The sequence below is a fragment of the Sphingomonas sp. BL-S-05 genome, from assembly GCF_055521695.1.
Window position 1 is genome coordinate 2,369,097 of the sequence record NZ_CM145499.1, and the last position, 26,732, is coordinate 2,395,828.

General features: G+C 67.8%; 26 protein-coding genes. 10 read left to right on the forward strand and 16 right to left on the reverse strand.

Features of this window, described 5'->3' with window-relative positions:
- Positions 1–8: 8 nt before the first annotated feature.
- The 4 genes from ACZ1JS_RS11065 (at position 9) to ACZ1JS_RS11080 (ending at position 6,568) form a co-directional block, all read left to right on the forward strand.
- Positions 9–1,271 (forward strand): TolC family protein, encoded by a 1,263-nt coding sequence (locus tag ACZ1JS_RS11065; protein ID WP_465166108.1) that lies wholly within the window; start codon positions 9–11, stop codon positions 1,269–1,271.
- Complete coding sequence (locus ACZ1JS_RS11070; RefSeq protein WP_465166109.1) at positions 1,271–2,413, forward strand: efflux RND transporter periplasmic adaptor subunit; 1,143 nt, start codon at positions 1,271–1,273, stop codon at positions 2,411–2,413. Before ACZ1JS_RS11065 ends, ACZ1JS_RS11070 begins: the two co-directional genes overlap by 1 nt.
- 3 nt (positions 2,414–2,416) lie before the next feature.
- Positions 2,417–5,656: an efflux RND transporter permease subunit gene (locus ACZ1JS_RS11075; RefSeq protein WP_465166110.1), complete on the forward strand. Its 3,240-nt coding sequence runs from the start codon at positions 2,417–2,419 to the stop codon at positions 5,654–5,656.
- A gap of 102 nt (positions 5,657–5,758) precedes the next feature.
- Positions 5,759–6,568 (forward strand): hypothetical protein, encoded by an 810-nt coding sequence (locus tag ACZ1JS_RS11080; protein ID WP_465166111.1) that lies wholly within the window; start codon positions 5,759–5,761, stop codon positions 6,566–6,568.
- A 25-nt stretch (positions 6,569–6,593) separates the two neighbouring features.
- Here the strand turns inward: ACZ1JS_RS11080 and nadA are convergent, their stop codons facing one another.
- From nadA to leuC, 11 genes are all read right to left on the reverse strand, one after another.
- On the reverse strand, positions 6,594–7,589 hold the full coding sequence (nadA, locus tag ACZ1JS_RS11085) for a quinolinate synthase NadA (protein ID WP_465166112.1): 996 nt from the start codon (positions 7,587–7,589) through the stop codon (positions 6,594–6,596).
- Between the two features lie 91 nt (positions 7,590–7,680).
- A complete protein-coding gene (locus ACZ1JS_RS11090; RefSeq protein ID WP_465166113.1) occupies positions 7,681–8,397 on the reverse strand; it encodes a DUF4230 domain-containing protein in 717 nt (238 codons plus the stop codon).
- Entirely contained in the window at positions 8,382–9,239 is an 858-nt protein-coding gene (locus ACZ1JS_RS11095; RefSeq protein ID WP_465166114.1) for an MBL fold metallo-hydrolase, read from the reverse strand. Before ACZ1JS_RS11095 ends, ACZ1JS_RS11090 begins: the two co-directional genes overlap by 16 nt.
- Positions 9,240–9,352: 113 nt before the next feature.
- Entirely contained in the window at positions 9,353–11,011 is a 1,659-nt protein-coding gene (locus ACZ1JS_RS11100) for a M56 family metallopeptidase (protein ID WP_465166115.1), read from the reverse strand.
- Complete coding sequence (locus tag ACZ1JS_RS11105) at positions 11,008–11,376, reverse strand: BlaI/MecI/CopY family transcriptional regulator (protein ID WP_242116928.1); 369 nt, start codon at positions 11,374–11,376, stop codon at positions 11,008–11,010. Before ACZ1JS_RS11105 ends, ACZ1JS_RS11100 begins: the two co-directional genes overlap by 4 nt.
- A gap of 380 nt (positions 11,377–11,756) precedes the next feature.
- Positions 11,757–12,080, reverse strand: a complete 324-nt coding sequence (gene grxD / locus ACZ1JS_RS11110) for a Grx4 family monothiol glutaredoxin (RefSeq protein WP_465166116.1) — start codon at positions 12,078–12,080, stop codon at positions 11,757–11,759.
- A gap of 34 nt (positions 12,081–12,114) precedes the next feature.
- On the reverse strand, positions 12,115–12,357 hold the full coding sequence (locus tag ACZ1JS_RS11115) for a BolA family protein (protein WP_242116923.1): 243 nt from the start codon (positions 12,355–12,357) through the stop codon (positions 12,115–12,117).
- A complete protein-coding gene (locus ACZ1JS_RS11120; protein ID WP_242116921.1) occupies positions 12,357–12,680 on the reverse strand; it encodes a DUF1476 domain-containing protein in 324 nt (107 codons plus the stop codon). The genes ACZ1JS_RS11115 and ACZ1JS_RS11120 overlap by 1 nt, the downstream gene beginning before the upstream one ends.
- Positions 12,681–12,993: 313 nt before the next feature.
- Entirely contained in the window at positions 12,994–13,989 is a 996-nt protein-coding gene (locus ACZ1JS_RS11125) for an NADPH:quinone oxidoreductase family protein (RefSeq protein WP_465166117.1), read from the reverse strand.
- Complete coding sequence (gene leuD / locus ACZ1JS_RS11130) at positions 13,952–14,581, reverse strand: 3-isopropylmalate dehydratase small subunit (RefSeq protein ID WP_465166118.1); 630 nt, start codon at positions 14,579–14,581, stop codon at positions 13,952–13,954. Before leuD ends, ACZ1JS_RS11125 begins: the two co-directional genes overlap by 38 nt.
- A 120-nt stretch (positions 14,582–14,701) precedes the next feature.
- Positions 14,702–16,144, reverse strand: a complete 1,443-nt coding sequence (leuC, locus tag ACZ1JS_RS11135; RefSeq protein ID WP_465166119.1) for a 3-isopropylmalate dehydratase large subunit — start codon at positions 16,142–16,144, stop codon at positions 14,702–14,704.
- A 129-nt stretch (positions 16,145–16,273) separates the two neighbouring features.
- Between leuC and ACZ1JS_RS11140 the strand changes: the two genes are divergently transcribed.
- Positions 16,274–17,512 (forward strand): MFS transporter, encoded by a 1,239-nt coding sequence (locus ACZ1JS_RS11140; RefSeq protein ID WP_465166120.1) that lies wholly within the window; start codon positions 16,274–16,276, stop codon positions 17,510–17,512.
- Between the two features lie 280 nt (positions 17,513–17,792).
- On the opposite strand, the gene ACZ1JS_RS11145 is transcribed toward ACZ1JS_RS11140, so the two are convergent.
- The 3 genes from ACZ1JS_RS11145 to ACZ1JS_RS11155 all read right to left on the reverse strand — a co-directional run bounded on the left by ACZ1JS_RS11145 (position 17,793) and on the right by ACZ1JS_RS11155 (position 20,143).
- Positions 17,793–18,428, reverse strand: coding sequence for a CoA transferase subunit B (locus ACZ1JS_RS11145; protein WP_465166121.1), 636 nt, complete (start codon positions 18,426–18,428; stop codon positions 17,793–17,795).
- Positions 18,429–18,431: 3 nt separating this feature from the next.
- A complete protein-coding gene (locus tag ACZ1JS_RS11150) occupies positions 18,432–19,301 on the reverse strand; it encodes a 5'-nucleotidase, lipoprotein e(P4) family (protein WP_465166122.1) in 870 nt (289 codons plus the stop codon).
- Between the two features lie 140 nt (positions 19,302–19,441).
- Positions 19,442–20,143 (reverse strand): CoA transferase subunit A, encoded by a 702-nt coding sequence (locus ACZ1JS_RS11155; RefSeq protein WP_465166123.1) that lies wholly within the window; start codon positions 20,141–20,143, stop codon positions 19,442–19,444.
- Positions 20,144–20,269: 126 nt separating this feature from the next.
- On the opposite strand from ACZ1JS_RS11155, the gene ACZ1JS_RS11160 reads away from it, so the two are divergent.
- On the forward strand, positions 20,270–21,922 hold the full coding sequence (locus tag ACZ1JS_RS11160) for a thiamine pyrophosphate-binding protein (RefSeq protein ID WP_465166124.1): 1,653 nt from the start codon (positions 20,270–20,272) through the stop codon (positions 21,920–21,922).
- 96 nt (positions 21,923–22,018) lie between these two features.
- Here ACZ1JS_RS11160 and ACZ1JS_RS11165 read toward each other — a convergent pair whose 3' ends face one another.
- Together ACZ1JS_RS11165 and thiS are read right to left on the reverse strand one after the other, a co-directional pair.
- A complete protein-coding gene (locus ACZ1JS_RS11165; RefSeq protein WP_465166125.1) occupies positions 22,019–22,201 on the reverse strand; it encodes a CsbD family protein in 183 nt (60 codons plus the stop codon).
- Positions 22,202–22,290: 89 nt separating this feature from the next.
- Positions 22,291–23,295, reverse strand: a complete 1,005-nt coding sequence (thiS, locus tag ACZ1JS_RS11170; RefSeq protein WP_465166126.1) for a sulfur carrier protein ThiS — start codon at positions 23,293–23,295, stop codon at positions 22,291–22,293.
- Between the two features lie 107 nt (positions 23,296–23,402).
- Between thiS and aroQ the strand changes: the two genes are divergently transcribed.
- The 4 genes from aroQ (at position 23,403) to arsC (ending at position 26,387) form a co-directional block, all read left to right on the forward strand.
- Complete coding sequence (gene aroQ, locus ACZ1JS_RS11175; RefSeq protein WP_242116903.1) at positions 23,403–23,837, forward strand: type II 3-dehydroquinate dehydratase; 435 nt, start codon at positions 23,403–23,405, stop codon at positions 23,835–23,837.
- Positions 23,838–23,882: 45 nt separating this feature from the next.
- Entirely contained in the window at positions 23,883–24,404 is a 522-nt protein-coding gene (accB, locus tag ACZ1JS_RS11180) for an acetyl-CoA carboxylase biotin carboxyl carrier protein (protein ID WP_465166127.1), read from the forward strand.
- A gap of 147 nt (positions 24,405–24,551) precedes the next feature.
- Complete coding sequence (gene accC, locus ACZ1JS_RS11185; protein ID WP_465166128.1) at positions 24,552–25,901, forward strand: acetyl-CoA carboxylase biotin carboxylase subunit; 1,350 nt, start codon at positions 24,552–24,554, stop codon at positions 25,899–25,901.
- A gap of 150 nt (positions 25,902–26,051) precedes the next feature.
- Entirely contained in the window at positions 26,052–26,387 is a 336-nt protein-coding gene (gene arsC, locus ACZ1JS_RS11190) for an arsenate reductase (glutaredoxin) (RefSeq protein WP_465166129.1), read from the forward strand.
- Positions 26,388–26,732: the final 345 nt, after the last annotated feature.

Here is a 26,732-nt window from a genome sequence, read left to right on the forward strand (position 1 = left end):
TTTCCATCATGCAAATCTGGTTCGCGGCCCTACTGGCCGCGGCGTCGTGCGCCGGTCCGGCCATGGCGCAAACCGCGCCCGCAGACGCCGGGCCGGTCTATACGCTCGAAGCGGCACTCCGCGCAGGCGGCGGGTCCGCGCCAGCGGCCGATGCTGCCACCGCCGCGATCGACGCCGCCGAACAGGCGCGCGCCGTCGCCGCGCTCCGCCCCAATCCGCAGGTGCAGGCGCAAGTCGAAAACATCATCGGATCGGGTGCCTATCAGGGGCTGCGCAGCGCGGAGACGACGCTGGGCATCGCCATCCCGATCGAACTGGGCGGCAAGCGCGACGCGCGCGGCGCGGTCGCGGGCGCGCAACTGTCGCGCACCCGGATCGCGGCGGCAGTGATCGCCGCCGACCTCCGGCTGCAAATTACGCAACTATATGTTGGCGCGCTCGCCGCCGACCGCCGCGTCGCGACCGCGCGCGAACAGGCGCGGATCGCGACCGACGCGCTGCGCGTCGCCACGATCCGGGTCGAGGCCGGTCGCGCATCGCCGCTGGAACGCCAGCGCGCCGAGGTCGCACGCCTCAATGCCGAGGCGGGGATCGAACGCGCCGAGCGACTCGCGGCGGCGGCGCGCACCAATCTGGCGCGGCGGACCGGGCAGCCGGTCATGGGCCGCCTCGACGACGCATTGCTCGACCGCCTGCCCCCGGACGTGCAAGGCCCCGCCGCGCCGGTCGCGCCCGACGGTACGCTGGCACTGGCGGCGGCGCGGGCCGATATCGCCGTTGCCGATGCCGGCATCCGCCTCGCCCGCGCCGCCCGCATCCCCGACCTGAATGTCGGGCCGGCGATCCGGCGGCTGGAGGCGACCAACGACACCGCCGCCGTCCTCGCGCTGTCGCTGCCGATCCCCCTGTTCGACCGCGGTCGTGCCGCGATCGCGCAGGCCAGCGCCGAACGCACCCGTGCCGAGGCGCAGGCCCGCGTCACGGCGCTAGACGTCGCGCAGGCGATCACCGATGCGCAGGTACAGGCCGCCAACGCCGCGACCACCGCGCGCACCGCCGCCGGTCCGGCGCTGGCGGCGGCGCAGGAGGCCGCGCGCATCGCCCGGATCGGCTATCGCGAGGGCAAGTTCGGCCAGACCGAATTGCTCGACGTCGAACGCACCCTCGCCGACACCCGGCTCGCCGCGATCGACGCGCTCGCCGACTATCAGAATGCCCGTGCGCAGCTGGAGCGTCTGACCGCCCCTGCGCCGCTGACGGAGAATCCGTGATGACCTTGCGCACCACCCTCGCGCTCGCCCTGTTGCTGTCCGCCTGCAACACCGCCGACGCTCCCACCAACGAAGCGGCGCCAGCCGACCATGGCGAGGACCATGGCGGCGAGCATGACGAAGAAACCGTCACCCTGACCGCCGAACAGATCGCGCTGGCCGGCGTCGAACTGGGCCGCCCGACCAATGACGGCGCGGCGACGATCGAGATACCGGCGATCGTCGAGGGCGATCCGCAGGCGACGCAGGTCGTCTCGGCCGCGATCGGCGGCCGCATCGTCGCGCTCAACCGCAATCTCGGCGAAGCGGTCGGACGCGGCCAGACGCTGGCCGTGATCGAGAGCCGCGAGGCCGCGCAGATCAAGGGCGAGGTTCAGGCCGCGCGCGCCCGCCTCGCGCTGGCCAACACCAACCTTGCCCGCGAACAGCGGCTGTTCGCGCAGCAGGTCTCGCCCGAACAGGACCTCGTCGCCGCGCGCACCGCCGCGACTGAGGCACGCATCGCGCTGACGCAAGCGAACGCGATGATGGCCGCGACCGGCGGCGGTGGCGGCAGCCTGAACCGGATTGGCATCGTCGCGCCGATCGGCGGACGGATTATCGCCCGCCCGGTGGTGCTGGGCCAGACCGTCGCTGCGGACGCCGAACTGTTCCGCGTCGCCGACCTCTCGCGCGTCGCGCTGTCGCTCAGCCTGAAGCCCGAGGATGCCGGCCGGATCGCACCGGGCAATGTCGTCACCGTCACCGCGCCGGGTCGCGAGACGACGGCGCGCGTGCGCTTCGTCTCGCCAGCGCTCGATCCCGAAACCCGGCTCGTCCCCGCCATCGCCACGCTTGACAATCGTGGCGGCCAGTGGCGGGTCGGCGAGCCGGTCACCGCGGCGATCCGCCTGACCGGCAGCGAGGGTACCGGCGCGATCCGCGTACCCACCACCGCCGTCCAGACGGTCGAAAACCGATCGGTCGTGTTCGTCCGCACGCCCACGGGGTTCAAGGCGGTTCCGGTCGAGCTCGGCACGGCATCGGGCGGCGCGGTCGTCGTCCGCAAGGGACTGTCGGGCAGTGAACGGATCGCCACCACCGGCAGCTTCACGCTCAAGGCCGAACTCGGCAAGGGCGAAGCCACCCATGCGGATCACTGATCGATGATCGCCCGCATCGTATCGTGGTCGGTGGCCCAGCGTTGGCTGGTGCTGCTGCTGACCCTCATCGCCACCGCCATCGGCGCATGGTCGCTTTATCGCCTGCCGATCGACGCCGTGCCCGACATCACCAACAATCAGGTGCAGATCAACGTCCGCGCCCCCGCTTTGTCGCCCGAACTGGTCGAGAAACAGGTCTCGTTCCCGATCGAGACCGCGCTCGCCGGCACGCCCGGCCTCGAATATACCCGCTCGCTCAGCCGCAACGGCTTTGCGCAGATCACCGCCGTCTTCGACGAATCGACCGACATCTATTTCGCCCGGCAACAGGTCGGCGAACGGTTGCAGGGCGTGCAGGAAAGCCTGCCCCCCAGCGTCACGCCGGAAATGGGGCCGATCGCGACCGGCCTTGGCGAAGTCTATATGTACACCGTACGGCTCCAGCACCGCGCCGACGACCGGCACAAGCCCGGCGAGCCAGGCCAACAGCCCGATGGCAGCTATATCACGCCCGAAGGCGAGCGACTGGTCAGCGAGGAGGACAAGGCGACCTATCTGCGCACCGCGCAGGACTGGATCGTCACCCCGTTGCTCAAGACCGTGCCGGGGCTGGCGGGGGTCGATTCGATCGGCGGCTATGCCAAGCAGTTCCTCGTCGTGCCGGATATCCAGCGGCTGGCGGCGCTGAACCTGACGCTGACCGAACTCGGCACCGCGCTGGAGCGCAACAACAGCAGCGTCGGTGGCGGCTTCGTCGATCGCGGTGGCGAGGGGCTGGCGGTACGCTCCGACGCGCTGGTGCGCAGCGCCGCCGATTTGTCGCGCATGGTCATCGCCACCCGCGAAGGCGTGCCGATTACGCTCGATCAGGTCGCGACCGTGCGCACCGGACAGGCGGTGCGGATGGGCTCCGCGTCCGAAAACGGTACCGAGGTCGTGGTCGGCACCGCGATCATGCGCATCGGCGAGAACAGCCGGACCGTCGCCACGGCGGTTGCCGACAAGCTCCAATCGATCAACGCCTCGCTGCCGCCCGACGTGGTGGTGCAGCCGGTGCTCGACCGGACCGCGCTGGTCAACGCGACCATCGCCACCGTCGCCAGGAATCTGTCGGAAGGGGCTGTGCTGGTCATCGTCGTCCTCTTCCTGCTGCTCGGTAACTTCCGCGCGGCGGTGATTGCGGCACTGGTCATCCCGATCACGATGCTGCTGACCGGCTTCGGCATGCTGCATGCCGGGGTGTCGGCCAATCTGATGAGTCTGGGCGCGCTCGATTTCGGGCTGATCGTCGACGGCGCGGTCATCATCGTCGAAAATGCGATGCGGCGTCTGGCCGATCGGCAACATGCCGAGGGGCGGTTGCTGACCACCGACGAACGCCTGTCCACCGTGACGGCGGCGGCGCGCGAGATGATCCGGCCGTCGGTCTATGGACAGGCGATCATCATCCTCGTCTACGTGCCGCTGCTCACCCTGTCGGGGGTCGAGGGGCGGACTTTTGTACCGATGGCGCTGACCGTCATCATTGCGCTGGCCTTCGCCTTCGTCCTGTCGCTGACCTTCGTCCCCGCAATGATCGCCTTGCTGCTGTCGCGGCGGATCGAGGAGAAGGACGGACGGATCGTCGCGTGGCTCAAGCGCCACTACGAACCCGGCCTCGACCGCGCGATGCGGCGCCCGTCGCTGACGATCGGCGCGGGCATCGCCAGCCTGATCGTCGCGTTGCTCGCCTTTGCCGGGCTGGGACAGGTGTTCCTGCCGCAACTCGACGAAGGCGACCTGCTGATCCAGGCGCTGCGCATTCCCGCGACTTCGGTCCAGCAGAGCCAGGCGATGCAGGTTCCGATCGAACGGATGATGTCGCGCCAGCCCGAAGTGCGCTTCGTCTATTCCAAGACCGGCACCGCCGAGCTCGCGTCCGACCCGATGCCGCCTAACGCCACCGACATGTTCGTGATCCTCAAACCCCGTTCCGAATGGCCCGACCCGCGTTTGCCCAAGGCCGAACTGGTCGAGCGGATCGAACACGACCTGTCGAAGATTCCCGGCAACGCCTATGAAATCACCCAGCCGATCCAGATGCGCTTCAACGAACTGATCGCCGGGGTGCGCGGCGACATCGCGGTGAAGGTTTTCGGCGACGATTTCGACGCGATGAACCGCACCGCCGAACGCATCGCCGCGGTGCTGCGCCAGACGAAGGGCGCGGCGGACGTGAAGGTCGAACAGACGACCGGCCTGCCGATGCTCGACATCCGCGTCGATCGCATGGCGATGGCACAGCGCGGCGTCACCGCACAGGACGTGCAGGACGTCATCACCGCCACCATCGGCGGCCGGCCGTCCGGCGTGATCTTCGAAGGTGACCGGCGCGTGCCGATCGTCATCCGCCTGTCCGACCCCCAGCGCGCCGACCTGCAGCTATTGCAGCGCGTGCCGGTGCCGATCGCAGGCGGCGGCAGCGTGCCGTTATCGAGCGTTGCCGAGATCCGCGTCGTCGACGGGCCGAACCAGATCAGCCGCGAAAACGGCAAGCGCCGCGTCGTGGTGCAGGCCAATGTCCGCGGCCGCGACGTCGCATCGGTCGTCGCCGATGCACAGGCGGCGATCGCCGCCTGTGCATCGGTCGTCGCCGATGCACAGGCGGCGATCGCCGAGAATGTTCGCCTGCCCTCGGGCAGCTATCTCGAATGGGGTGGCCAGTTCGAAAACCTCGCCTCCGCCACCGCGCGCCTGAAACTGGTCGTACCGGCCTGTTTCGTGCTGATCCTGTTGCTGCTCTACGGTGCTTTGCGGTCGGTGCGCGATGCGGCGATCGTGTTTACCGGCGTGCCCTTCGCGATGGTCGGTGGGGTGTTGCTGCTCTACGCCCGCGGCATCGATTTCTCGGTGTCGGCGGCGGTCGGCTTCATCGCGCTGTCGGGGATCGCTGTGCTCAACGGGCTGGTGATGGTCAGCTCGATCCAGCAATTGGTCGCCGGCGGCATGGCGCGGGCGGAGGCGGCACGGACCGGCGCGATGCTCCGCCTGCGTCCCGTCGCGATGACCGCGCTGGTCGCCAGCCTCGGCTTCGTGCCGATGGCGCTGGGGTCGGGTACCGGCGCGGAGGTGCAGAAGCCGCTGGCCACGGTCGTTATCGGCGGGCTGATCTCCGCGACGCTGTTGACGCTGTTCGTGCTGCCGACGCTCTACGCCCGCTTCGGCGAACGATCGACGGCGCGCGGTGACGTCATGGCGGCATAAATCGTCCTGTTTTGGGAACTTACGCGCAAGTAGCACTTGGCAACCTAATTTGCGGTTGCGAGTTTGCACGCCATGACGACGGCTTCCCCAAATAGCGCCGACGTGGTTTCACCGTCGCGCGCGCTTCCGCTGATCTGCGCCGTGGCGCAGATCCTGACCCCGTTCCTGCCGATGATCGGCTTCGGACGCACGATCGGCGAACAGTCGAATGCGGTCCGCACGCTGATCACCCCGGCGGGATGGGCGTTCGCTATCTGGGGTGCGCTCTACACCGGCGCGCTGGCGTTCGCGCTGTATCAGGCATTGCCGTCGCAGCGCGACAACCCGCTGCTCGCCCGGCTGCGCGGTCCCGCCGCCGGTGCGTTCTTCGGCAATGCGCTCTGGGCCGCCTATACGCAGATCGCGGGGCTGGGCGTGCCGTCGGCGGCGATCATCCTGTTCACCTTGCTGTGCCTGCTGAAAAGCTATCGGTTCCTGTCGGCCTGGCCGGGCGGTTTCACTACCGGCGAACGCTGGTGCGCGGTTTTGCCGCTGACCGCGCTCGCCAGCTGGTTGACCGTCGCCTCGATCGTCAACATCGCCGCGACGCTGCGCGCGCACGGTGTTTATTTCGGCGGAGAAACGCCGATCGTCGCCGCGGCGGTCGTGGTGCTGGGCGGGGCGATCGCGGCGGCGGCGCTGGTCGCCGGGCGCGGCTGTCCGCCCTATGCGCTGGTGTTCTTCTGGGCATTGTCGGCGATCTGGGCGGCGGGCGGACAGCGTTCGGCGCTGGTCGCGATCGCCGTGGTCGTCGCCGCGCTGCTGGTCATGATCGGCACGATCACCGGGCTGCGGCACGGCGGCCTTGCCCATTGGCTGGGACAGCGCCCGTTGCCCCTTGCCGACGACCTGCGCGCACGGGCGCGGGCGTGACCCCGCGCCCCGCTGACCGCCGGGCTTAGTTCGCGCGCAGTGGCCCGAGGTCGCCCAGCCCGACCGTCCCGCTCGCCATCGCCAGCATCCGGTCGAGCGACACCTTCGCCCGCTGGCGCAGCCCTTCCTCGATCTCGATCCGCGGGGTCAGGTCGCGCAGCGCGATGTACAGCTTTTCGAGCGTGTTGAGCGCCATATACGGACAGATATTGCAGTTGCAGTTCCCGTCCGCGCCCGGCGCGCCGATGAACGTCTTTTCCGGCACCGCCTTTTCCATCTGATGGATGATGTGCGGCTCGGTCGCGACGATCAGCGTGTCGCCGGCCATCGCCTTGGCGAAGTCGAGGATGCCGCTGGTCGACCCGACATAATCGGCATGGTCGAGAATGATCGCCGGGCATTCGGGATGCGCCGCGACCGGTGCACCGGGATGCTGCGCCTTCAGCTTCAGCAACTCGGTCTCGCTGAACGCCTCGTGGACGATGCACACGCCCGGCCACAACAGCATGTCGCGGCCGGTCTTGCGCATCAGATAGCCGCCCAGATTGCGGTCGGGACCGAAGATCACCTTCTGGTCGGCGGGCAGTTGCGACAGGATCTTTTCCGCCGACGACGATGTCACGATGATGTCGGACAGCGCCTTCACCTCGGTCGAACAGTTGATATAGGTCAGCGCGATATGGTCGGGATGCTGCGCGCGGAATGCGGCGAACTGTTCGGGCGGACAGCTATCCTCCAGCGAACAGCCGGCATCCATGTCGGGCAGGATCACCGTCTTGTCGGGCGACAGGATCTTGGCGGTCTCCGCCATGAAGCGCACGCCGCAGAACGCGATGACATCGGCATCGGTCGCCGCCGCCTTGCGGCTGAGGTCGAGACTGTCGCCGACAAAGTCCGCGAGGTCCTGGATCTCGGGCTTTTGGTAATAATGGCCAAGGATGACGGCGTTGCGCTCACGGCGCAGCCGGTCGATCTCGGCCAGCAAATCGGTACCGGTGGGCAATTCGGTGCGCGCGTTCATCATCGTCTCCTGTGAACCTGCCCCCTAGGGTGCAAACCCGATCAGAACAAGCAACCGATCTCCCCTCCCTTGTCGAGGAGGGGAGCCAAACTCACTGCCGATTGGCGACCACATCGGCGGGATCGGCCGAAACGTCCCAGCGCTCGCCGTCCCTCGCCCCGCGCTCGGCCGGAAAGGTCACCACGACCCGCACATTCCCCTCGCCCGCCGCAGCCAGCGGTGCCGCCAGCAGCCGTGCCAGTCCGGCCCGCGCCATCTCGCGGGCTTGCGCCAGCCGTTCGGGACTGCGCGCCTCGCGCTCGGCCCGCGACTGGGCCACCGCCGATACGCGCTGCGACAGCGCCGCCGCCGCCTCGCGCGTGACATACACCCCGTTGGTCTGGATCAGCGTCCGCGCCGCCTCGTCGATATTCGGCCGCGCCACCGTCACGTCGGGGGCATCGACCACCAGCGTCCGCGTATCTGCCGACCAGCTGAGCTGCCCCTCGCCGATCCCGCCGACATCGACGAAATAATCGACTGAATAGGGCATCTTGACGACCTGATCCGACCGCAGCCAGCCAAAGCCGCGTACGTCGCTGGCCGTCGCCTGCAACGTGCCCGACAGCGATGCGACCTTCAGCGCACTCGCCCCCGACAGCCGGGCGGTGATGATCCGCGTCACCGCCTGCCCGCTGTCCGGCTCGGTGGTGACGGTGTAGCGCTCCTCATAGCGCTGCCACAGCACCCAGCCGCCGACCGCCAGCGCCAGCAGCACGACCACCGCCACCGCCAGCCGCAGCGCCTGCGGCCTTACATGCGATGCCATGTATCCGCCTCCTGCCGCACCAGTCCCCGCCGTTCCATGTCGATCAGATGCGCCAGCACCGACCGCCGCGCCGCGCCGACCAGCGCTGGCGCCAGCCCGGCATACATGGCCGCAACCATTGCCGGCACGTCCTGCGTACCGCGTTCGATCGCGCGGACGATCTGCCCCTCGCGCTGCTTGCGATGGCCGAGCATGCTGCGCACCAGCCGCTGCGGCGTCGCGACCATCTCGCCATGCGCCGGGTAATAGACGCGGTCGTCCCGCTCCAGCAGCTTCGACAGGCTGGCCATATAGTCGCCCATGTCGCCATCGGGCGGCGACACGATCGTCGTCGACCAGCCCATGACATGATCGCCGCTGAACAGCGCGCCGGTCTCCGGCAGGGCGAAGGCGAGATGGTTCGACGTATGCCCCGGCGTCGCCACCGCGACCAGCGTCCAGCCATCGCCCGCCACCGCCTCGCCATCGGCCAGCACCCGGTCGGGGCGATAGTCGGTATCGAACGCCGCATCCGATCGCGGCCCTTCGTGGTCCATCGTCAGCGGCGCGCAGCCGATGATCGCCGCCCCGGTCCGCTCCGCCAGCGGCGCCGCGCCGGGACTATGGTCGCGATGGGTGTGGGTACACAAAATCGCCGCGACCTCGCGCCCGCCGACCGCCGCCAGGATCGCATCCAGATGCACGTCGTCGACCGGCCCCGGATCGATCACCGCCACCGCGCCCCTGCCCCCGACGACGAAGCTTTGCGTACCGCTATAGGTATAGGGAGAGGCATTGCGCGCCAGCACGCGGGTCACCAGCGGTTCGAGCGGCTGGGCGATGCCGGTTGGATAGTCTGCCATTACCGGGAAACATGGCCGCTGGCGGCGTGCGATACAAGGCAAGCGGGCCGGCCGGCGCGATGCCGACCGGCCCTGCCACGGACGAACGGGGCAGAACGTCCGTGGATCCGGGATCAGTCCTGGTCGTCCAGTTCTTCCTGAAGTTCGCGAATGCTCTCGTCGATGCCGGCAAGCGCGCTGGTGCGACCCGCGGCCGGCATGTCGCGGTTCGCCGCGATCGACGCGCGGGTCGAGCGCAGGCTGGCGAGTGCGGTGCGGATGCCCTGACGGGCATAGGCTTCACCCCGTGCCGCCTGCGCTTCGCCCCGCGCTGCCGCTGCCTCGCCGCGCGCCGCCGCCGCTTCACCCAGCGCTGCCAGCCGGGCGCCGTCATGGGCACGGGCGGCGGCCTGCCGGGTGATGATGCGGATGCGGTCGGAGCAGATGACGGTGACCTGCTTGCCGCCGTCGTTGCGAGTAATGGTCGTCTGGCTGCCCGGACCGCAATTGCCGTTGACGATGTTGACCTCGGGAATGTCGCTGACGCTCTGCCCGATCAGCTTGCCCTCGCCGTCATAGCGCTGGACGACGATCTTGCGGACCTTGCCTTCGGGCGCCTTGGCCAGGTTCGCCGGCAAGGCAGGCATTGCCGGCATCACGACGGTGACCGGCATCGGCACCTTCGGCGCAGTCGCCGGTACCGCCGGCTTCGGCAAAGCGGCAGGGCTCGCCGGTTCGGCCGGCACCACCGGCAACGTCGCGGCCTGTGCCGGAACGATCGCCGCCACCGGGGCCAGCACCGCCGCCGCCTTCGCCTCGACCGATGCGATCTCGACGCCGGTCGCATCCTCGACCTTGCCGCGGAATGTCTCGGCCGCCTGCGTGCCCGACGCGGTGATCCCCAGCCCCAGCACCGCCAGCGCCAGCGTCGCGCCCCCTGCGACGCGCTTCGTCACGGGCGACATCACCCGATGCTTCGACAACATGACAAGCCTCCCTTTGAGTTCATGGACGCCGTGCAGGTGGCAGGCGGCCGACAGCCCCTGGCCATGCGCGGACTTGACGATGGCGGTGGCATAGGCGTGGCGGACGCCCGGCGTGGCGCGGGCCAGCACCATCGCGTCGCACGCCATTTCCTGGTCCGCCCGGAACGCCCGGAACGCGCGCCATGCGACCGGATTGAACCAGTGGCAGCCGAGCACGACCAGCGCGAACCAGTTGGCGAGCAGGTCGCCCCGCGCATGGTGGCCCAGCTCGTGCGCCAGCGCCAATGCCTGTTCGCGTTCGTCATAGCGTTCGCGGAAATCGACCGGCATCGCGACGTAGCGATGCACCACGCCAAAGGCGAGCGGCCCGGCGGCATGGCGTGATTCGATCATCTTGACGTGCCCGCCGGCAACGCCCTTGGCCCGGCCCGACGCCAGCACCTTTGCGCAGAAGCGGTGGTGCTGGACGATATGCCATGTCACGAACGCGACCGCGCCCAGCAGCCACAGCGCCATCACCGCCAGCGGGACGTCGGCCATGCCCCAACCCTGCGGCAGCGCGGGGACTTCGGCGACCGGCACGCCCAGCATGATGACCCCAGGCTCGGTCGCGGCGCCGATCGGCGCGATGTCGACCGGTCGCCACGCATCGGGAATGGGCGGCAGGATCATGCGCAGCGCCGGCAGCGCCCATAGCGCATAGGCCGCCTGCGGACCGAACCGCCTTGCGACGGGGCCGCGCAGCGCCAGCACCAGCAGCATCAGCAGCGTCGCCGCCGCGATCGTCTCCACCGCCCATCCGATCATTGTTTCAGCGCCTTTAACAGAGCCTCGATCTCGTCGATTTCGCGCGCGCTCAACTGGTCGCGTTCGGCCAGATGCGCGACCAGCGGGGTCAGGCTGCCACCGAACAGACGGTCGATGAACTTCTGCGATTCCCCGGCGACATATTCCTCGCGCGCGACCAGCGGGCGATAGCGATAGCGCCGCCCATCCTCCTCCGCGCCGATCACTTCCTTGGCGAGCAGCCGGCCGAGCAGCGTCTTGACGGTGTTCGCGCTCCAGTCGCGCGACGGGGCGACACGTTCGACCACCTCCTGCGCGGTAAGCGGGTTCTTGTCCCAGAGCACTTCCATCACGGCATGCTCGGCATCGCTGATTCGTTCGGCCATGGGCAATGACTACACCCGTGGTCGTTACGTTTACAAGTGTAATTTACAACCCGCCGGCAAACTGTCGGAACGGCTTACAACTCGGACACCCGGTGAAGGACCATTAACCGCAATCCCCCGCGAAAACCCGTATTTCCCGGAAATGGCACGCGGCCTGCAAGAGAGTGGGTACCCGATGCGTTCGCGCTTCAATTCGGGCGGATCGGCACCCCCGCCGGTCCGCCCACCCGGGTTCTCCACCAGCATCGCTCTCCTGCGCCTTCAATCGGTCGCCGGGCACCGCCACGCCTTGCCGCGTCGCAATTCGGCTTTGCTGCAACGAAAAAGCCCGGCCGCGCCACCGCGCGACCGGGCTTCTACACCGCGTCGAGAAGGATCGCTCAGGCGACCTTGCCGCCACCCAGCAGTTCGGCCAGCTCGCCGCTCTCGTACATCTCCATCATGATGTCCGATCCACCGACGAATTCGCCGTTCACGTACAACTGCGGGATGGTCGGCCAGTCCGAATAGGCCTTGATACCCTGGCGGATGCCCTGATCCTGCAACACGTCGACGCTTTCGAACTGGGTGTTCAGGTGGTTCAGGATCGCCACCGCCCGGCTCGAGAAACCGCATTGCGGGAAAAGCGGGCTGCCCTTCATGAACAGCACTACCGGGTTGTTCTTCACCACCGCATCGATGCGGGCGTTGGTATCGTCGGTCATCGTCATATCCTTGATCGTTCGCCCGGCGGGCGCTTCATGCCTGTGGAGTGGGGACGCCGGTCGTCAGTTGCAATGCGTGCAGTTCGCCACCCATCCGGTCGCCCAGCGCCGCATAGACCGCGCGTTGCTGTGCGATGCGCGGCTTTCCCCGGAAGCTTTCCGACACGACCCGCGCGGCATAATGATCGCCATCGCCGGCCAGATCGGTGATCTCGACCACCGCATCGGGGATGGCAGCGACGATCAGCGCCTCGATCGCCTGTGCCTCCATCGGCATTACAGGCTGCCCAGCAACTGGCGGCGCGCCTCGACCTCGCAATCGGCCAGCGCCTGGCGGACATCGGCCTCGCTGCAATCGACGCCGGCGGCGGCCAGATCGGACAACAGCTTGCGGATCACGTCCTCGTCGCCGACTTCCTCGAAATCGGCCTGCACTACGGAGGTCGCATAGGCGTCGGTTTCGGCCGGGGTCAGTTCCATGCGTTCGGCGGCCCAATGGCCCAGCAGCTTGTTGCGCCGCGCGGTCACGCGAAACGCCATTTCCCCGTCACGGGCGAATTTGGCTTCGAAAGCGCGCTCCCGGTCGTCGAACGTCGTCATGGCAATCCCCTAATGGTCCCTCCCCCGCGAGATAGGGCGAGCGCGGGTTCCGCGCAACGCCGTCTCGGTTTGAGGCGGTGCTCGGGAAAAAAGACGAGGTTCACGCGAAGGCGCGAAGGCGCGGAGGAAGAAGAAGGGAAAATGGTTCGCGCAAAGGCGCAGAGGACGCAAAGGAAATGCCTTGGCCGCAATGGCCCGCCGCGCCAGCGGCCCTTTGCTTTCGGGGCAACATGGCGAAAGGCTTCGCCGGAAATGCTACGATCGCCGCGATCCGGACACCTCTGCGTCCTCTGCGCCTTTGCGCGAATCAAATCTACGGCACCACTACCAACTTCCCGACGACCCGACGCGCCGCCAGCGCTGCGATCGCCTCCCCGCCGCGCTCCAGCGGAAACACGCCCGTCACCTTCGGCGCGATCGCCCCTTCGTCCCACAGCCGGAACAGCGTCGCCACATGCGCCGCATTCGCCGCCGGGTCGCGCATTGCGAACGCGCCCCAGAACACGCCGCACACATCGCAACTCTTGAGCAGGGTCAGGTTGAGCGGCAGCTTCGGTATCCCCGCCGGGAACCCCACCACCAGATAGCGCCCTTCCCACCCGACGCTGCGCAGCGCGGGTTCGGCATAGTCGCCACCGACCGGATCGAACACGATGTCCGCCCCCGCCGGACCGACCGCCGCCTTGAACGCATCCGCCAGCGCCTTCGACGCGTCCTTGTCGAGCGGCGCATAGGGGTAGACGACGACGTCATCCGCCCCCGCGCTGCGTGCCGCGTCCGCCTTCTCCTGCGAAGACACCGCCGCCACGACCCGCGCGCCGAACGCCTTGCCCAGTTCGATCGTCGCCAGCCCGACCCCGCCCGCGGCACCCAGCACCAACAGCGTCTGGCCGCCCGCGATCCGCCCGCGATCGACCAGCGCATGGATCGCCGTGGCATAGGTCAGCAGCAGCGCCGCGCCATCTTCGAAACTGCGGTTCGGCGGCAGGCGGTGGAGCGCGGCGGTGGGCAGCGCCAGCTTTTCGACCATGCCGCCATGGCCAGTGACCGCGATCACCCGGTCGCCGACCGCCCAGCCCTCGACGCCTTCGCCGACGCTCTCGATCACGCCCGCCACCTCGCCGCCCGGCGCGAACGGGCGCGGCGGGCGGAATTGGTAGCGATCCTCGATAATCAGTACATCGGGATAGTTGACCGCACAGGCGCGGACGGCGACGACCACCTGCCCCTTGCCCGCCATCGGATCGGGCAATTCCCCGATCGTTAGGGTTTCAGGCCCGCCCGGCTCCGTCGACAGCAACGCCCGCATCACCGCTTCTCCCATTGAGCCACGGTCGGGCATTCGCCACGCCGGACTCATATTTCGAAATCGCGGTATCTTGTGCCAGCGTCATGCCGATCTCGTCCAGCCCTTCCATCAGGCACTGGCGACGAAACGGGTCGAGTTCGAAGGGGAAGCGATCCTGATAGGGGGTGGTGACGGTCATCGTCTCCAGATCGACCGCGATCGGCTGATCCTTCGCCACTTCGACCAGCCGGTCGACCGCCGCCTGCGGCAGCACGACCGTGACGATCCCGTTCTTGATCGCGTTGCCAGAGAAAATGTCGGAAAAGCTCGGCGCGATCACCGCCTTGACGCCCATGTCGCCCAGCGCCCATGCGGCATGTTCGCGGCTGGAGCCACAGCCGAAATTCTCGCCCGCGATCAGCACCGGCGCGCCGGCATAGCGCGGATCGTCGAAGATATTGTCCGGCTCCGCCCGCACGCTCTCGAACGCGCCCTTGCCCAGCCCTTCGCGCGTCGTGGTCTTCAGCCAGTGCGCCGGGATGATGATGTCGGTGTCGATATTCTTGGCGCCCCATGGATAGGCGCGCCCCTCGACCTGCGTGATCGCTTCCATGTTACGCCCCGCTGCGCGGCACGACCGGCTTGGCCACCGCCGGCCGCACGCTCGACGCATAGGCCGCAGCGACCCCGCTCAGCACCGCGCCCGCGATCAGCGCCATCAACACCTTCTTCATTACGCTTGCTCCGTCACCAGTTCGCGGACATCGGCCAGCCGCCCGGTCACCGCCGCCGCCGCCGCCATCGCCGGGGACAACAGATGCGTCCGCGCCCCCGGCCCCTGCCGCCCTACGAAATTGCGGTTGCTGGTGGAAGCGCAGCGTTCGCCCGGCGGCACCTTGTCGGGGTTCATCGCCAGGCACATCGAACAGCCCGGCTCGCGCCATTCGAAGCCCGCCTCGGTAAAGATGCGGTCCAGCCCCTCCGCCTCGGCCTGCCGCTTGACCAGCCCCGATCCGGGCACGACCAGCGCCTGCTTGATCCCGTCGGCGACGTGCCGCCCCTTCACGACGCTGGCGGCGGCGCGCAGATCCTCGATCCGGCTGTTGGTGCAACTGCCGATGAAGATATAGCTGACCGGCACATCCTGCATCCGCGTGCCCGGCGTCAGCCCCATATAATCGAGCGACTTCTGCGCGGCGACGCGCTTCGACGGATCGTCGAAACTGTCGGGCGACGGCACCACGCCGGTGATCGGCACCACGTCCTCGGGGCTGGTGCCCCAGGTCAGCGACGGCGCGATATCGCTGGCGTGCAGTTGCACCACCCGGTCGTACCGGGCGTCCGCATCGGTCGGCAGCGTCCGCCAATACTCGACCGCGCGGTCCCAATCGGCCCCGGTCGGCGCCATCGGCCGCCCTTTCAGATACGCGAAAGTCGTCTCGTCGGGCGCGATCAGCCCGGCGCGCGCGCCCCCCTCGATCGACATGTTGCTGATCGTCAGCCGCCCCTCGATCGACAGGCCGCGAATGACCTCGCCGGTATATTCGACGACATAGCCGGTGCCGCCCGCCGCACCGATCTTGCCGATGATCGCCAGCACGACGTCCTTGGCCGACACGCCATAGCCCAGCGTCCCGTCGACGCGGATTTCCATCGTCTTCGACTGTTGCAGCAACAGCGTCTGCGTCGCCAGCACATGCTCGACCTCGCTGGTACCGATCCCGAACGCCAGCGCGCCCAGCGCCCCGTGCGCGCTGGTATGGCTGTCGCCGCACACCAACGTCGTCCCCGGCAGGGTAAAGCCCTGCTCCGGCCCGACGACATGGACGATGCCCTGCGCCGCCGCCGTCGCGTCGATATAGCGGATGCCGAAATCGGGCGCGTTCTTCTCCAATGCCGCCAACTGGCTGGCGCTGGCCGGATCGGCGATCGGCAGCCGGTTGCCTTGCGCATCCACCCGACGCGTCGTCGGCAGGTTATGGTCGGGCACCGCCAGCGTCAGGTCGGGCCGCCGCACCTGCCGCCCGGCGGCGCGAAGCCCGGCAAAGGCCTGCGGGCTGGTGACTTCGTGGACGAGATGGCGGTCGATATAGATCAGGCAGGTGCCGTCGTCGCGGCGTTCGACGACATGGTCGTCCCAGATCTTTTCGTACAGCGTGCGGGCAGGCTTGGTCATCGTGCGGCGTTAACCGAAAATGCGTGCGCCGGGAAGGGTCGACGACATTATATTACGTTCACTTGGCATGGGAGCCTTAGTCGCCGCGCCGCGTTCGGCGGCTTCATACATCATATACAGAGGCCGGCGATGCGCGAGCGAACTTCCGAACGGCCCGTTTCCCCCCGCAACGCGCGCGCGCTCGACTGGATGAACGCGTTCCTCGCCGATGTCCGCGACGGCCTTGGCCCCTATCTCGCCATCTATCTGGTCGCGGTGCGCGGGCCCGACCATGGCTGGGACGAAGCGACCGCCGGCATGGTGATGACCATTGCCGGCATCGCCGGGCTGCTGGCGACGACCCCGGCCGGGGCGCTGGTCGACAAGAGCCGGGCGAAGCGCGCGCTGCTGGTCGCCGCCGCGCTGATCGTCACCCTCGCCTCGCTGTCGTTGCCGATCGTGTCGGGCTTTACCGCCGTCGCCGTCACCCAGTCGCTGGCCGCCGTCGCGGGCGCGATCTTCGCCCCCGGCATCGCCGCGATCACGCTCGGCATCGTCGGTCCGCGTGCCTTTACCCGCCGCGTCGGCCGCAACGAAGCCTTCAACCATGGCGGCAACGCCGTCTCCGCCGCGCTGGCCGGGGCGCTGGCGTGGAAATTCGGGCCGCAGGTCGTCTTCTACCTGATGGCGGGCCTCGCCGCGTGCAGCATCGTCGCGATCCTCATGGTCGACGACAAGGCGATCGACCATGACGTGGCGCGCGGCTGCACCGATGGCGAGGAACCCTGCACCCCGCCGCCGACCCTGCTCCAGACGTTCCGGGGATCGCCCGCCCTCGCCGTCTTTGCCGGCGCCTGCTTCCTCTTCCACCTCGCCAATGCGGCGATGCTGCCCTCGGTCGGGCAGTTGCTGGGGCGCGAGGTCGGCGCGGGTGCCGCCACCTCGCTGGTCGCCGCCTGCATCGTCGGCGCGCAGCTGGTGATGGTGCCGGTCGCGATCGTCGTCGGCCGCAATGCCGATCGCTGGGGCCACCGCCCGATCCTGCTGGTCGGCATGGCCGTACTGATCGCGCGCGGCGTGCTCTACACCTTTGCCGACGCACCGGCATGGCTGCTTGGCGTGCAACTGCTCGACGGCATCGGCGCGGGCATCTTCGGCGCGCTACTGCCGGTCGTCGTCGCCGCGATCATGCGCGGCACCGGCCGCTTCAACGTGGCCCAGGGCGCGGTCGCGACGGTGCAGGGGCTGGGCGGCGCGCTCAGCACGACGCTGGCCGGCGTCATGATCGTACAGGGCGGCTATAATGCGGCGTTCCTGCTACTCGCCGCGATCGCGGCGGTCGGGTTCGCGCTGCTGTGGTGGAAGATGCCGGAAACGGCCGCGCAGTAGAGACTTGGTTCACGCGAAGGCGCGAAGGCACGAAGAAGAGGGTGATTTTCGCGCAAAGGCGCAAAGGACGCAAAGATAATGGGCTCGCCGCGATAGCGGCTTTCCTTCACCGGCCGCCGGTAGAGAAAAGGCTGCGCCGGACAGCCTGCGCCCATCTGCTCCGCAACCCCTTTGCGTCCTTTGCGCCTTTGCGCGAATCCATTCTCCTACTTTTTCCTCCGCGCCTCCGCGTGAACCAATCAGCTCTTCTTCGCGTCTTCGCGCCTTCGCGTGAACCCTACTACCCCTCGAACGTCGCGGTAGTCTTCGCCCGAACCTCCTCGGCCGTAACCCCCGGCGCGCATTCGACCAGCCGGAACGGGCTGTCATGGTCCCCCCGCTGGAATACCGCCAGATCGGTGACGATCATGTCGACCACATTGCGCCCGGTCAGCGGCAGCGTGCATTCGGGAATGAACTTCGGATCGCCGTTTTTGGACGTATGCTCCATCACGACGATGATCTTCTTGACCCCGGCGACCAGGTCCATCGCCCCGCCCATGCCCTTGACCATCTTGCCCGGGATCATCCAGTTGGCGATGTCGCCGCCTTCCGACACCTCCATCGCGCCCAGCACGGTCAGGTCGATATGCCCGCCGCGGATCATCGCGAAGCTGTCGGCGCTGCTGAAATAGACCGATTGCGGCAGTTCGCTGATCGTCTGCTTGCCGGCGTTGATCAGGTCGGGATCCTCCTCCCCGGCATAGGGAAACGGACCGATGCCCAGCATCCCGTTTTCCGACTGCAACGTCACCTCGACCCCTTCGGGGATATGGTTCGCCACCAACGTCGGGATGCCGATGCCCAGATTGACGTAAAATCCGTCCTTCAGCTCGCGCGCGGCACGTGCCGCCATTTCGTCGCGGGTCCAGGCCATCGCTTACTCCTTGCGCGCGCCGGGATCGGTCCAGCGCAGGTCATTGGGAAACACATCGTCGAAATCGCCGGCCAGCGCGGTGCCATAGACCGGGTTCGGTAGCACGAACCAGCCATTGCCCCACAGGCTGGCAAAGGCGGGTGCATCGGCGGCGGCGCGGCGTTCGGCAGGCTTCAGCCCGGCATTGAACAGGTCGCTGAAATCGCCGAGCTGGTCGCCGACCAGCGCCACCACGCAGAATCTGGACGCGATCAGCGCCCGCCGCGCATCCTTGCCCGACCCGCCCGGCGCATCGCCCTTCAGGAACAGCGTCTCGCCATGCTTCGCCGGACCGAGGCCCGCGCGGTTCAGCACCGCTTCGGTATATTCGGCGGTCGCGGCATTGCGGTTGGAGTTGAACACCACGGTCACGCCCGCCGCGCGCAGTGCCGCCAGCCCTTCGACCGCCCCCGGCACCGGCCGCGTCGCGCGCCCGTCGGACCGCTCCCACCGTTCCCAGCGCGCCGCGTCATAGCCCATGCCGCCACGCGCATCGGCATATTCGTATCCGGTGTTGAGCAGCACCGTCTCGTCGACGTCGAACACGACGGCGGGCTTGCCGGTACATGGCAGCTGCGTCGGTTGCGCCAGGGTCGCGCCTGGCGCCAACACCGCCTGCAACGGCATCCGGCGCAGCGTCGTCCGGTCGCGCAGATACTGGTTCACATAGCGGACCAGCCCGGCATAGGCCTGCCGGCTCGCCGCGCCGGCCTCGCCCGACCCATAGAGATACTGCATCCCCGCCGGCACGCCCGCCACCGTCGCCGGCGCGACCGGTGCGGCGGACTGGTTGCCGACCGCCACGACGCAGCCCGACAGGGCAAGCGCGCTCATGGCAAGCGCAAGTGCGCGCGCCGCTACACCGGCCACGCCCCTATCCCCGCGCAGGCGGGGATCCAGCGCCACAATCGCAGACCGCGGTAACCCGCAACCCTGGGTCCCCGCCTGCGCGGGGACACGGAAAGACCGCCCCATCACACCCGCTCCCGCACCGTGCGGAACTCGATCTGCTTGTCGTACGGCGCACCGACGATCATCCGCTTCACATAGATCCCCGGCAGGTGGATCGTGTCGGGATCGAGGGAACCGACCGGCACCACTTCCTCGACCTCGGCCACGCAGAAATTGGCAGCGGTCGCCATCGGCTGGTTGAAGTTGCGCGCGGTCTTGCGGAAGATCAGGTTACCGGCCTCATCGGCCTTCCACCCCTTGATGATCGACAGGTCGGCGCGGATGCTGCGTTCGAGGATATAGTCCTCCCCGTCGAACTGCTTCACCTCTTTCCCTTCGGCGATCAGCGTGCCGACCCCGGTCTTGGTATAGAAGCCCGGAATCCCCGCCCCGCCCGCGCGGCAGCGTTCGGCCAGCGTCCCCTGCGGACAGAATTCGACCTCCAGCTCGCCGCTCAGATATTGCCGCTCGAACTCCTTGTTCTCGCCGACATAGCTGGAGATCATCTTGGCGACCTGCCGGCTGCGCAGCAGCTTGCCCAAGCCCTGTCCGTCGATTCCGGCATTGTTGCTGGCGATGGTCAGCTTCTGCACGCCCGACGCCTGGATCGCGTCGATCAGCCGTTCGGGAATGCCGCACAGGCCGAACCCGCCCGCGCAGATCGTCATCCCGTCGTGGAGCAATCCCTGCAGTGCCGCTTCGGCATTCGGGTACAGCTTGTTCACGCGCCTCTCTCCCAACTGATCGCGTCGTCGATGTCGCAGGGTCGGTCGGGCCGGTCAAGAAGCTGAACCGACTTTCAACTTTGCTCCGCGCTGGTATCGGTCGCCGCCCCGCGATAGCGTGGGGCCATGACAGTTTCACGCTCCGGCGGCCGCATCCTCGTCGATGCCCTTGTCACCCACGGCTGCGACCGAATCTTCCACGTGCCCGGCGAAAGTTTCCTCGCGGTGCTCGACGCGCTGCACGACACGCCCGCCATCGATCTGGTCACCTGCCGGCAGGAGGGCGGGGTCGGCTTCATGGCCTGTGCCGATGCGGTGCTGAGCGGACGGCCGGGCATCGCCTTCGTCACGCGCGGGCCGGGGGCAACCAACGCGTCGATCGGCGTGCATGTCGCGCGACAGGATTCGGTGCCGCTGCTGCTGTTCATCGGCGATGTCGACCGCGGCAATCGCGACCGCGAAGGGTTTCAGGAGGTCGATTTCCTGACGATGTTTGCACCGCTCGCCAAGCTGGTGCTGCGCATCGACGATCCGGCGCGCATTCCCGAATATGTCGCGCGCGCATGGCGCACCGCCACCTCCGGCCGCCCCGGCCCGGTGGTGATCGCCCTGCCCGAAGACATGCTGATCGAGGAAGCGGTCGCGATCGACCGCCCGCCGCTCGCGAAACTCGAAACCACGCTCGCCCCTGTCAACTTCGGCGCGGTTTTCGCAGCTTTGCGAACCGCCCGCGCCCCCGTGGCGATCGTTGGCGGGGCGGGCTGGGACGCCTTCACTGGTGTAACCTTCGCCAACTTCGCCGAACGCTGGGGCATCCCCGTCGCCGGCGCCTTCCGCCGACAGGACGCGATCGCCAACGATACCCCCGCCTGGGCCGGCAACCTCGGCTATGGCCCCTCGCCGAAGCTCGTTCAGCGCATCAAGGCCGCCGACCTGCTGCTGATCGTCGGCGCGCGCTTGGGCGAGGCGACCACCGACGGCTATACTTTGGTCACCCCCGACCATCCCGGCCAGACGCTGATCCATGTCCATCCCGATCCGGCCGAACTCGACCGCGTCTACCGCGCCGACATTGCCGTCGCCGCCGACCCTTACGCCTTCGCCGAGATGCTGGCCCGGGCCGAACCACCGGCTAACCCCTTGCCGGGAGGGCGGGAAGCGCATGCCGAATGGCTGGCATGGTCGACCCCCGCCCCCCGCGACGTCGCGCTCGATCTCGGCCAATGCGTCGCCGCGATGCGCGACCGCCTGTCCGGCCACGACACGGTCATCTGCAATGGTGCCGGCAATTTCTCGGGCTGGTGGCACCGCTACTGGCACTATGGCTGGACCGGCACGCAATTGGCACCCACCTGCGGCGCGATGGGCTATGGCGTCCCCGCCGCCGTCGCCGCAGCCTTGCGCGAACCCGACAAACTCGCGGTCGCGGTCGCGGGCGACGGCGATTTCCTGATGAACGGACAGGAACTCGCCACCGCCGTCCAGCACGGCGCCAACCTGCTCGTCATCCTCGTCGACAATGGCGGCTACGGCACGATCCGCATGCATCAGGAACGCGAATATCCCGCGCGCCTAAGCGGCACCACGCTCGCCAATCCCGACTTCGCCGCCCTCGCCCGCGCCTATGGCGGCTGGGCCGAAACCGTCGAGAATACCGAACAATTCGCCCCCGCCCTCAACCGCGCGCTGGCACAAACCGGCGTCCGCCTGCTCCACTGCCGGACCGAGATCGAGATCATCACCCACAGCACGACGATCATCGCGATCCGCAATCGCTGATCGTCCGCCCCAACGGAAAAGGGCCGCCCCGGTTTCCCGGAGCGGCCCCTCGGCACCACCCGCCAATTACCCGGCGGTACGCGGCACCCTAACCCATCAAATCTTGTCGCCGAGCGCGCCCTTGACGCTGCCCTTCACGTCCTGACCGGTGCCCTTGGCCTGCTGCGCCTGGCCCTCGGCTTCCAGCCGCTCATTGTCGGTCGCGTCGCCGATCGCTTCCTTCACGTTGCCGGCGATCTTGTTGCCGGCGGCGGCGAGCTTGTCGGTGAGTTCACCCATGAAAGGCTCCTGTCGGTTGGCGAGATTTCTCTCGCTGGATTGCAGGGTTAGTAACGGGCGGCACTCACCGACGTTCCATGAAACTTAATTCATATCAGACCGGCGAGCGGGCTCGACGGATCGGCATAGCGCCGCCGCTGCATCCGCCCGGCCAGATAGCCCATCCGCCCGGCCTCGACCGCCGCCTTCATCGCGCGCGCCATCAGCACCGGGTCCTTCGCCTCGGCGATCGCGGTGTTCATCAGCACCCCGTCGCAGCCCAGCTCCATCGCCACCGCCGCGTCCGACGCCTGGCCCACGCCCGCATCGACCAGCACCGGCACCTTCGCCCCCTCGACGATCAGGCGGATCGTCACGAGATTCTGGATGCCAAGGCCCGAGCCGATCGGCGCGCCCAGCGGCATGATCGCCACCGCGCCGGCATCCTCCAGCCGCTTGGCCGCGATCGGATCGTCGACGCAATAGACCATCGGCTTGAAGCCCTCATTCGCCAGCACCTCGGTCGCGCGCAGCGTCTCGACCATGTCGGGGTACAGCGTCCGCGCCTCGCCCAGCACCTCCAGCTTGACGAGGTCCCAGCCGCCCGCCTCGCGCGCCAGCCGCAGCGTGCGAATGGCGCTGTCGGCATCGAAACAGCCCGCGGTATTGGGCAGATAGGTGACCTTTTTCGGGTCGATATAGTCGGTCAGCATCGGCGCCTTGGGATCGCTGACGTTCACGCGGCGCACCGCGACGGTCACGATCTCCGCGCCCGACGCCGCCACGGCGGCGGCATTCTGTTCGAAATCGCGGTACTTGCCGGTGCCGACGATCAGCCGCGATCGGAAGGTGCGACCCGCGACGCTCCACGTATCGGAATCCTTTGGCGCGACATGATCGCCTCCGCCGACGAAATGCACGATCTCCAGCTCGTCGCCATCCTCGACCTGCACGTCCTTCAGCGTCGAGCGCGGCACGACCTCCAGATTGCGTTCGACCGCGACCTTTTCCGGCACCAGCCCGATCTGCGCGGCCAGTTCGGCCAGCGTGATGCCGTCGCGGACGCGCATATGCTCGCCATTGACCGTGATGGTGATGGTACCGTCGGTATGCATGTCGTCTCCTGCGGGCGCGCCGTTCTCTCGACTTACCGGGCCCGGTCCGGCTATGGTGCGCTGCATATAGGGAGGGCGGACAAGCCCCCGCAACCGAAAGCACCGCGTTGACCGCCACCATCTTCGTCCTCAACGGCCCGAACCTGAACCTGCTCGGCCTGCGCGAACCGGCGATCTACGGATCGGACACGCTCGACGACATTGCCGGCATGCTGGAGGATCGCGCCCGCGAACTGGGCCTGCAGATCGACCTGCGCCAGTCGAACCATGAAGGCCATCTGGTCGACTGGCTGCACGAGGCGCAGGCGGAGGGGGCGAAGGCGGTGCTGCTCAACGCCGGTGCCTATACCCACACGTCGATTGCGCTTCACGACGCGATCAAGGCGGTGAAGACCCCGGTGATCGAGGTTCATCTGTCCAATCCGCATACGCGCGAGGAATTTCGCCACACCAGCTTCGTCGGCCGCGCCGCGCGCGGCAGCGTGGCGGGGTTCGGCGCGCTTTCCTATCTGGTCGCGCTTGAAGCGGCCGCCCGCATCTGACAAGGGCGCGGTTTTTTATAATCAGCGATACCATTGGGGGTTACCATGGCAGACGACAATCAGGGCGAAGGAACGCCGTTCACCAGCCACGCGATGCGCGTCGACATCGACCTCGTCCGCGCGCTGGCACAGGTGCTCGATGAAACCGATCTGACCGAGGTCGAGGTCGAGGACGGCGCGCGCAAGGTGCGCGTGGTGCGCAAGCCCGCGCCGGTACAGGCGGCAACGACCTATGCCCCCGCCCCGGCCTATGCGCCCGCGCCCCAGCCGCAGCTCGCCAGCGCCGCGACGACCACGATCGAGGCCGGCGCCGCCGCCGCCCCGGTCAGCAGCGTGCCGCCGGTCACCTCGCCGATGGTCGGCACGGTGTATCTGGCGGCCAACCCCGAAGCCAAGCCGTTCATCGCGGTCGGGCAAAAGGTCGCCGCCGGCGACACGCTGGTGATCGTGGAGGCGATGAAGGTCATGAACCCGATCGTCGCCCCTGCCGCCGGCACCGTCACCCAGATCCTCGTGTCGAACGGCCAGCCGGTCGAATTCGACCAGCCGCTGGTGGTCGTGGAATAATCGTGCCTGCCACCCCCGTTCGTGCTGAGTAGGGACTGAGCGAAGTCGAAGGCCCGTATCGAAGCACTGGTCCTTCGATACGCCATTGCGACAAGCGCAATGGCACGCAGGACAAACGGGGTGGCTGCGCGGCTCAGGAAGGTCGTTATGCCCGAAATCAAGAAACTGCTGATCGCCAACCGTGGTGAGATCGCGCTGCGCATCCATCGCGCCTGCCATGAAATGGGGATCAAGACGGTCGCGGTCCATTCGACCGCCGATGCCGATGCGATGCACGTCCGCCTCGCCGACGAAGCGATCTGCATCGGCCCGCCGGCGGCGACCGACAGCTATCTCAACATCCCCAACATCATCTCGGCCGCCGAGATCAGCGGCGCGGACGCGATCCATCCGGGCTATGGCTTCCTGTCGGAAAACGCCAAGTTCGCCGAGATCGTCGAACTGCATAACCTGATCTTCGTCGGCCCGAAGCCCGAACATATCCGGGTGATGGGCGACAAGGTCGAGGCGAAGCGCACCGCCGGCGCACTCGGCCTGCCGCTGGTCCCCGGCTCCGACGGCCCCATTTCCGACGTTGAGGAAGCCAAGGCGATCGCCGCGTCGATCGGCTATCCAGTCATCATCAAGGCCGCATCGGGCGGCGGCGGGCGCGGCATGAAGGTCTGCGCGTCCGAGGACCAGCTCGAAACGCTGATGCAGCAGGCAGGCAGCGAGGCGAAGGCGGCATTTGGCGACGCCACCGTCTATATGGAAAAATATCTCGGCAACCCGCGCCATATCGAATTCCAGGTGTTCGGCGACGGCAATGGCAACGCCATCCATCTAGGCGAGCGCGACTGTTCGCTGCAGCGCCGCCACCAGAAGGTGCTGGAGGAAGCCCCCTCGCCCGTGCTCGGTCAGGCCGACCGCGAACGCATGGGGGCGGTCTGTGCCAAGGCGATGGCGGACATGGGCTATCGCGGCGCCGGCACGATCGAGTTTCTCTGGGAAGACGGCAAGTTCTATTTCATCGAAATGAACACCCGTCTGCAGGTTGAACATCCGGTGACCGAAATGATCACCGGCCTCGACCTCGTCCGCGAACAGATCCGCGTCGCCGAAGGGCATGGCCTGACCTGTCGGCAGGAGCAGATCCGCTTCACCGGCCACGCGATCGAATGCCGTATCAATGCCGAAGACCCGCGCAGCTTCGCGCCGTCGCCCGGCACGGTGAAGCATTTCCACGCGCCCGGCGGCATGCACGTCCGCGTCGATAGCGGCCTGTACGCCGGCTATAAGGTGCCGCCCTATTACGACAGCATGATCGCCAAGCTGATCGTCTACGGCACCACCCGCGAACGCTGCCTGATGCGCCTGCGCCGCGCGCTGGAGGAATTCGTGATCGAGGGGATGAAGACCACCATCCCGCTCCACCAGGCACTGCTAGACGATCCCGAGTTCCAGACCGGCGACTATACGATCAAGTGGCTGGAAGAATGGCTCGCGAACAACGACTGACGTAAAACTCCTCCCCGGCACGGGGAGGGGAACCATCCAAAGGATGGTGGAGGGGGATCGCCCCAGACCCAACCATGGTGGAGCCGGCCAGCCCCCTCCACCACCGGCTTCGCCGGCGGTCCCCCTCCCCGTGCCGGGGAGGATTTGCGAATGAAAGCCACCATCTACCACAACCCCCGCTGCTCGAAGTCGCGCGCAGCCCTTGCCCTGCTCGCGGAAGCCGGCGCCGACGTGACGATCGTCGAATATCTGAAAACCCCGCCGACCCGCGACGAATTGTCCGCGTTGCTGACCCGCGCCAACCTTACCCCACGCGACGCGCTGCGCACCGGCGAGACCGAAGCCAGGTCGTTGAAAACCGCCGACGATGCGGCAATTCTCGACGCCATGGCGGAACACCCGATCCTGATCGAACGTCCGATCGTGGAGACCGCGAAGGGCGTCCTGATCGCCCGCCCACCCGAACGGGTCCGCGAAATCCTGTAACCGCCGCTGCAACCCGTCACTCCGCGTCGCGTCTGGGGTCGCTGCGCAAGTCTGCTCGATCCGCCGGATACTTGCCGTACCCCCGCACAGGCGGCGCTACGCAATAAGGTCGGCGATAGGAAATCTGGCAGCGGTCTTGGTCATGCGCGAGGTGACGGAAGGAGGAAGCCCCCCCCTTTCCTACACCCGCCCGACCTGCCAGCCTCGCAGACCGCTCTTTCCACCGTCCGCCTCGCCCGCTCCACCCGTACCCGCGCCACAAACCGCGCACGAGTGTGAACTTTGTGAACTTTGAACCGGCAAACCGCCGCCAACGCACCGCAATCGCTTGGAACCGTAACGATA

Coding starts and splice junctions, on each gene's coding strand:
- ACZ1JS_RS11065 (WP_465166108.1), top strand. CDS start 9: ATGCAAATCTGGTTCGCGGCCCTACTGGCCGCGGCGTCGTGCGCCGGT.
- ACZ1JS_RS11070 (WP_465166109.1), top strand. CDS start 1,271: ATGACCTTGCGCACCACCCTCGCGCTCGCCCTGTTGCTGTCCGCCTGC.
- ACZ1JS_RS11075 (WP_465166110.1), top strand. CDS start 2,417: ATGATCGCCCGCATCGTATCGTGGTCGGTGGCCCAGCGTTGGCTGGTG.
- nadA (WP_465166112.1), bottom strand. CDS start 7,589: ATGAACGCGCGCACCGAATTGCCCACCGGTACCGATTTGCTGGCCGAG.
- ACZ1JS_RS11090 (WP_465166113.1), bottom strand. CDS start 8,397: ATGGCATCGCATGTAAGGCCGCAGGCGCTGCGGCTGGCGGTGGCGGTG.
- ACZ1JS_RS11095 (WP_465166114.1), bottom strand. CDS start 9,239: ATGGCAGACTATCCAACCGGCATCGCCCAGCCGCTCGAACCGCTGGTG.
- ACZ1JS_RS11100 (WP_465166115.1), bottom strand. CDS start 11,011: ATGATCGGATGGGCGGTGGAGACGATCGCGGCGGCGACGCTGCTGATG.
- ACZ1JS_RS11105 (WP_242116928.1), bottom strand. CDS start 11,376: ATGGCCGAACGAATCAGCGATGCCGAGCATGCCGTGATGGAAGTGCTC.
- grxD (WP_465166116.1), bottom strand. CDS start 12,080: ATGACCGACGATACCAACGCCCGCATCGATGCGGTGGTGAAGAACAAC.
- ACZ1JS_RS11115 (WP_242116923.1), bottom strand. CDS start 12,357: ATGCCGATGGAGGCACAGGCGATCGAGGCGCTGATCGTCGCTGCCATC.
- ACZ1JS_RS11120 (WP_242116921.1), bottom strand. CDS start 12,680: ATGACGACGTTCGACGACCGGGAGCGCGCTTTCGAAGCCAAATTCGCC.
- ACZ1JS_RS11125 (WP_465166117.1), bottom strand. CDS start 13,989: ATGCGGGCGTTGCTGTCGACGGAGCCGGGCGGGCCTGAAACCCTAACG.
- leuD (WP_465166118.1), bottom strand. CDS start 14,581: ATGGAAGCGATCACGCAGGTCGAGGGGCGCGCCTATCCATGGGGCGCC.
- leuC (WP_465166119.1), bottom strand. CDS start 16,144: ATGACCAAGCCTGCCCGCACGCTGTACGAAAAGATCTGGGACGACCAT.
- ACZ1JS_RS11140 (WP_465166120.1), top strand. CDS start 16,274: ATGCGCGAGCGAACTTCCGAACGGCCCGTTTCCCCCCGCAACGCGCGC.
- ACZ1JS_RS11145 (WP_465166121.1), bottom strand. CDS start 18,428: ATGGCCTGGACCCGCGACGAAATGGCGGCACGTGCCGCGCGCGAGCTG.
- ACZ1JS_RS11150 (WP_465166122.1), bottom strand. CDS start 19,301: ATGAGCGCGCTTGCCCTGTCGGGCTGCGTCGTGGCGGTCGGCAACCAG.
- ACZ1JS_RS11160 (WP_465166124.1), top strand. CDS start 20,270: ATGACAGTTTCACGCTCCGGCGGCCGCATCCTCGTCGATGCCCTTGTC.
- ACZ1JS_RS11165 (WP_465166125.1), bottom strand. CDS start 22,201: ATGGGTGAACTCACCGACAAGCTCGCCGCCGCCGGCAACAAGATCGCC.
- thiS (WP_465166126.1), bottom strand. CDS start 23,295: ATGCATACCGACGGTACCATCACCATCACGGTCAATGGCGAGCATATG.
- accB (WP_465166127.1), top strand. CDS start 23,883: ATGGCAGACGACAATCAGGGCGAAGGAACGCCGTTCACCAGCCACGCG.
- accC (WP_465166128.1), top strand. CDS start 24,552: ATGCCCGAAATCAAGAAACTGCTGATCGCCAACCGTGGTGAGATCGCG.
- arsC (WP_465166129.1), top strand. CDS start 26,052: ATGAAAGCCACCATCTACCACAACCCCCGCTGCTCGAAGTCGCGCGCA.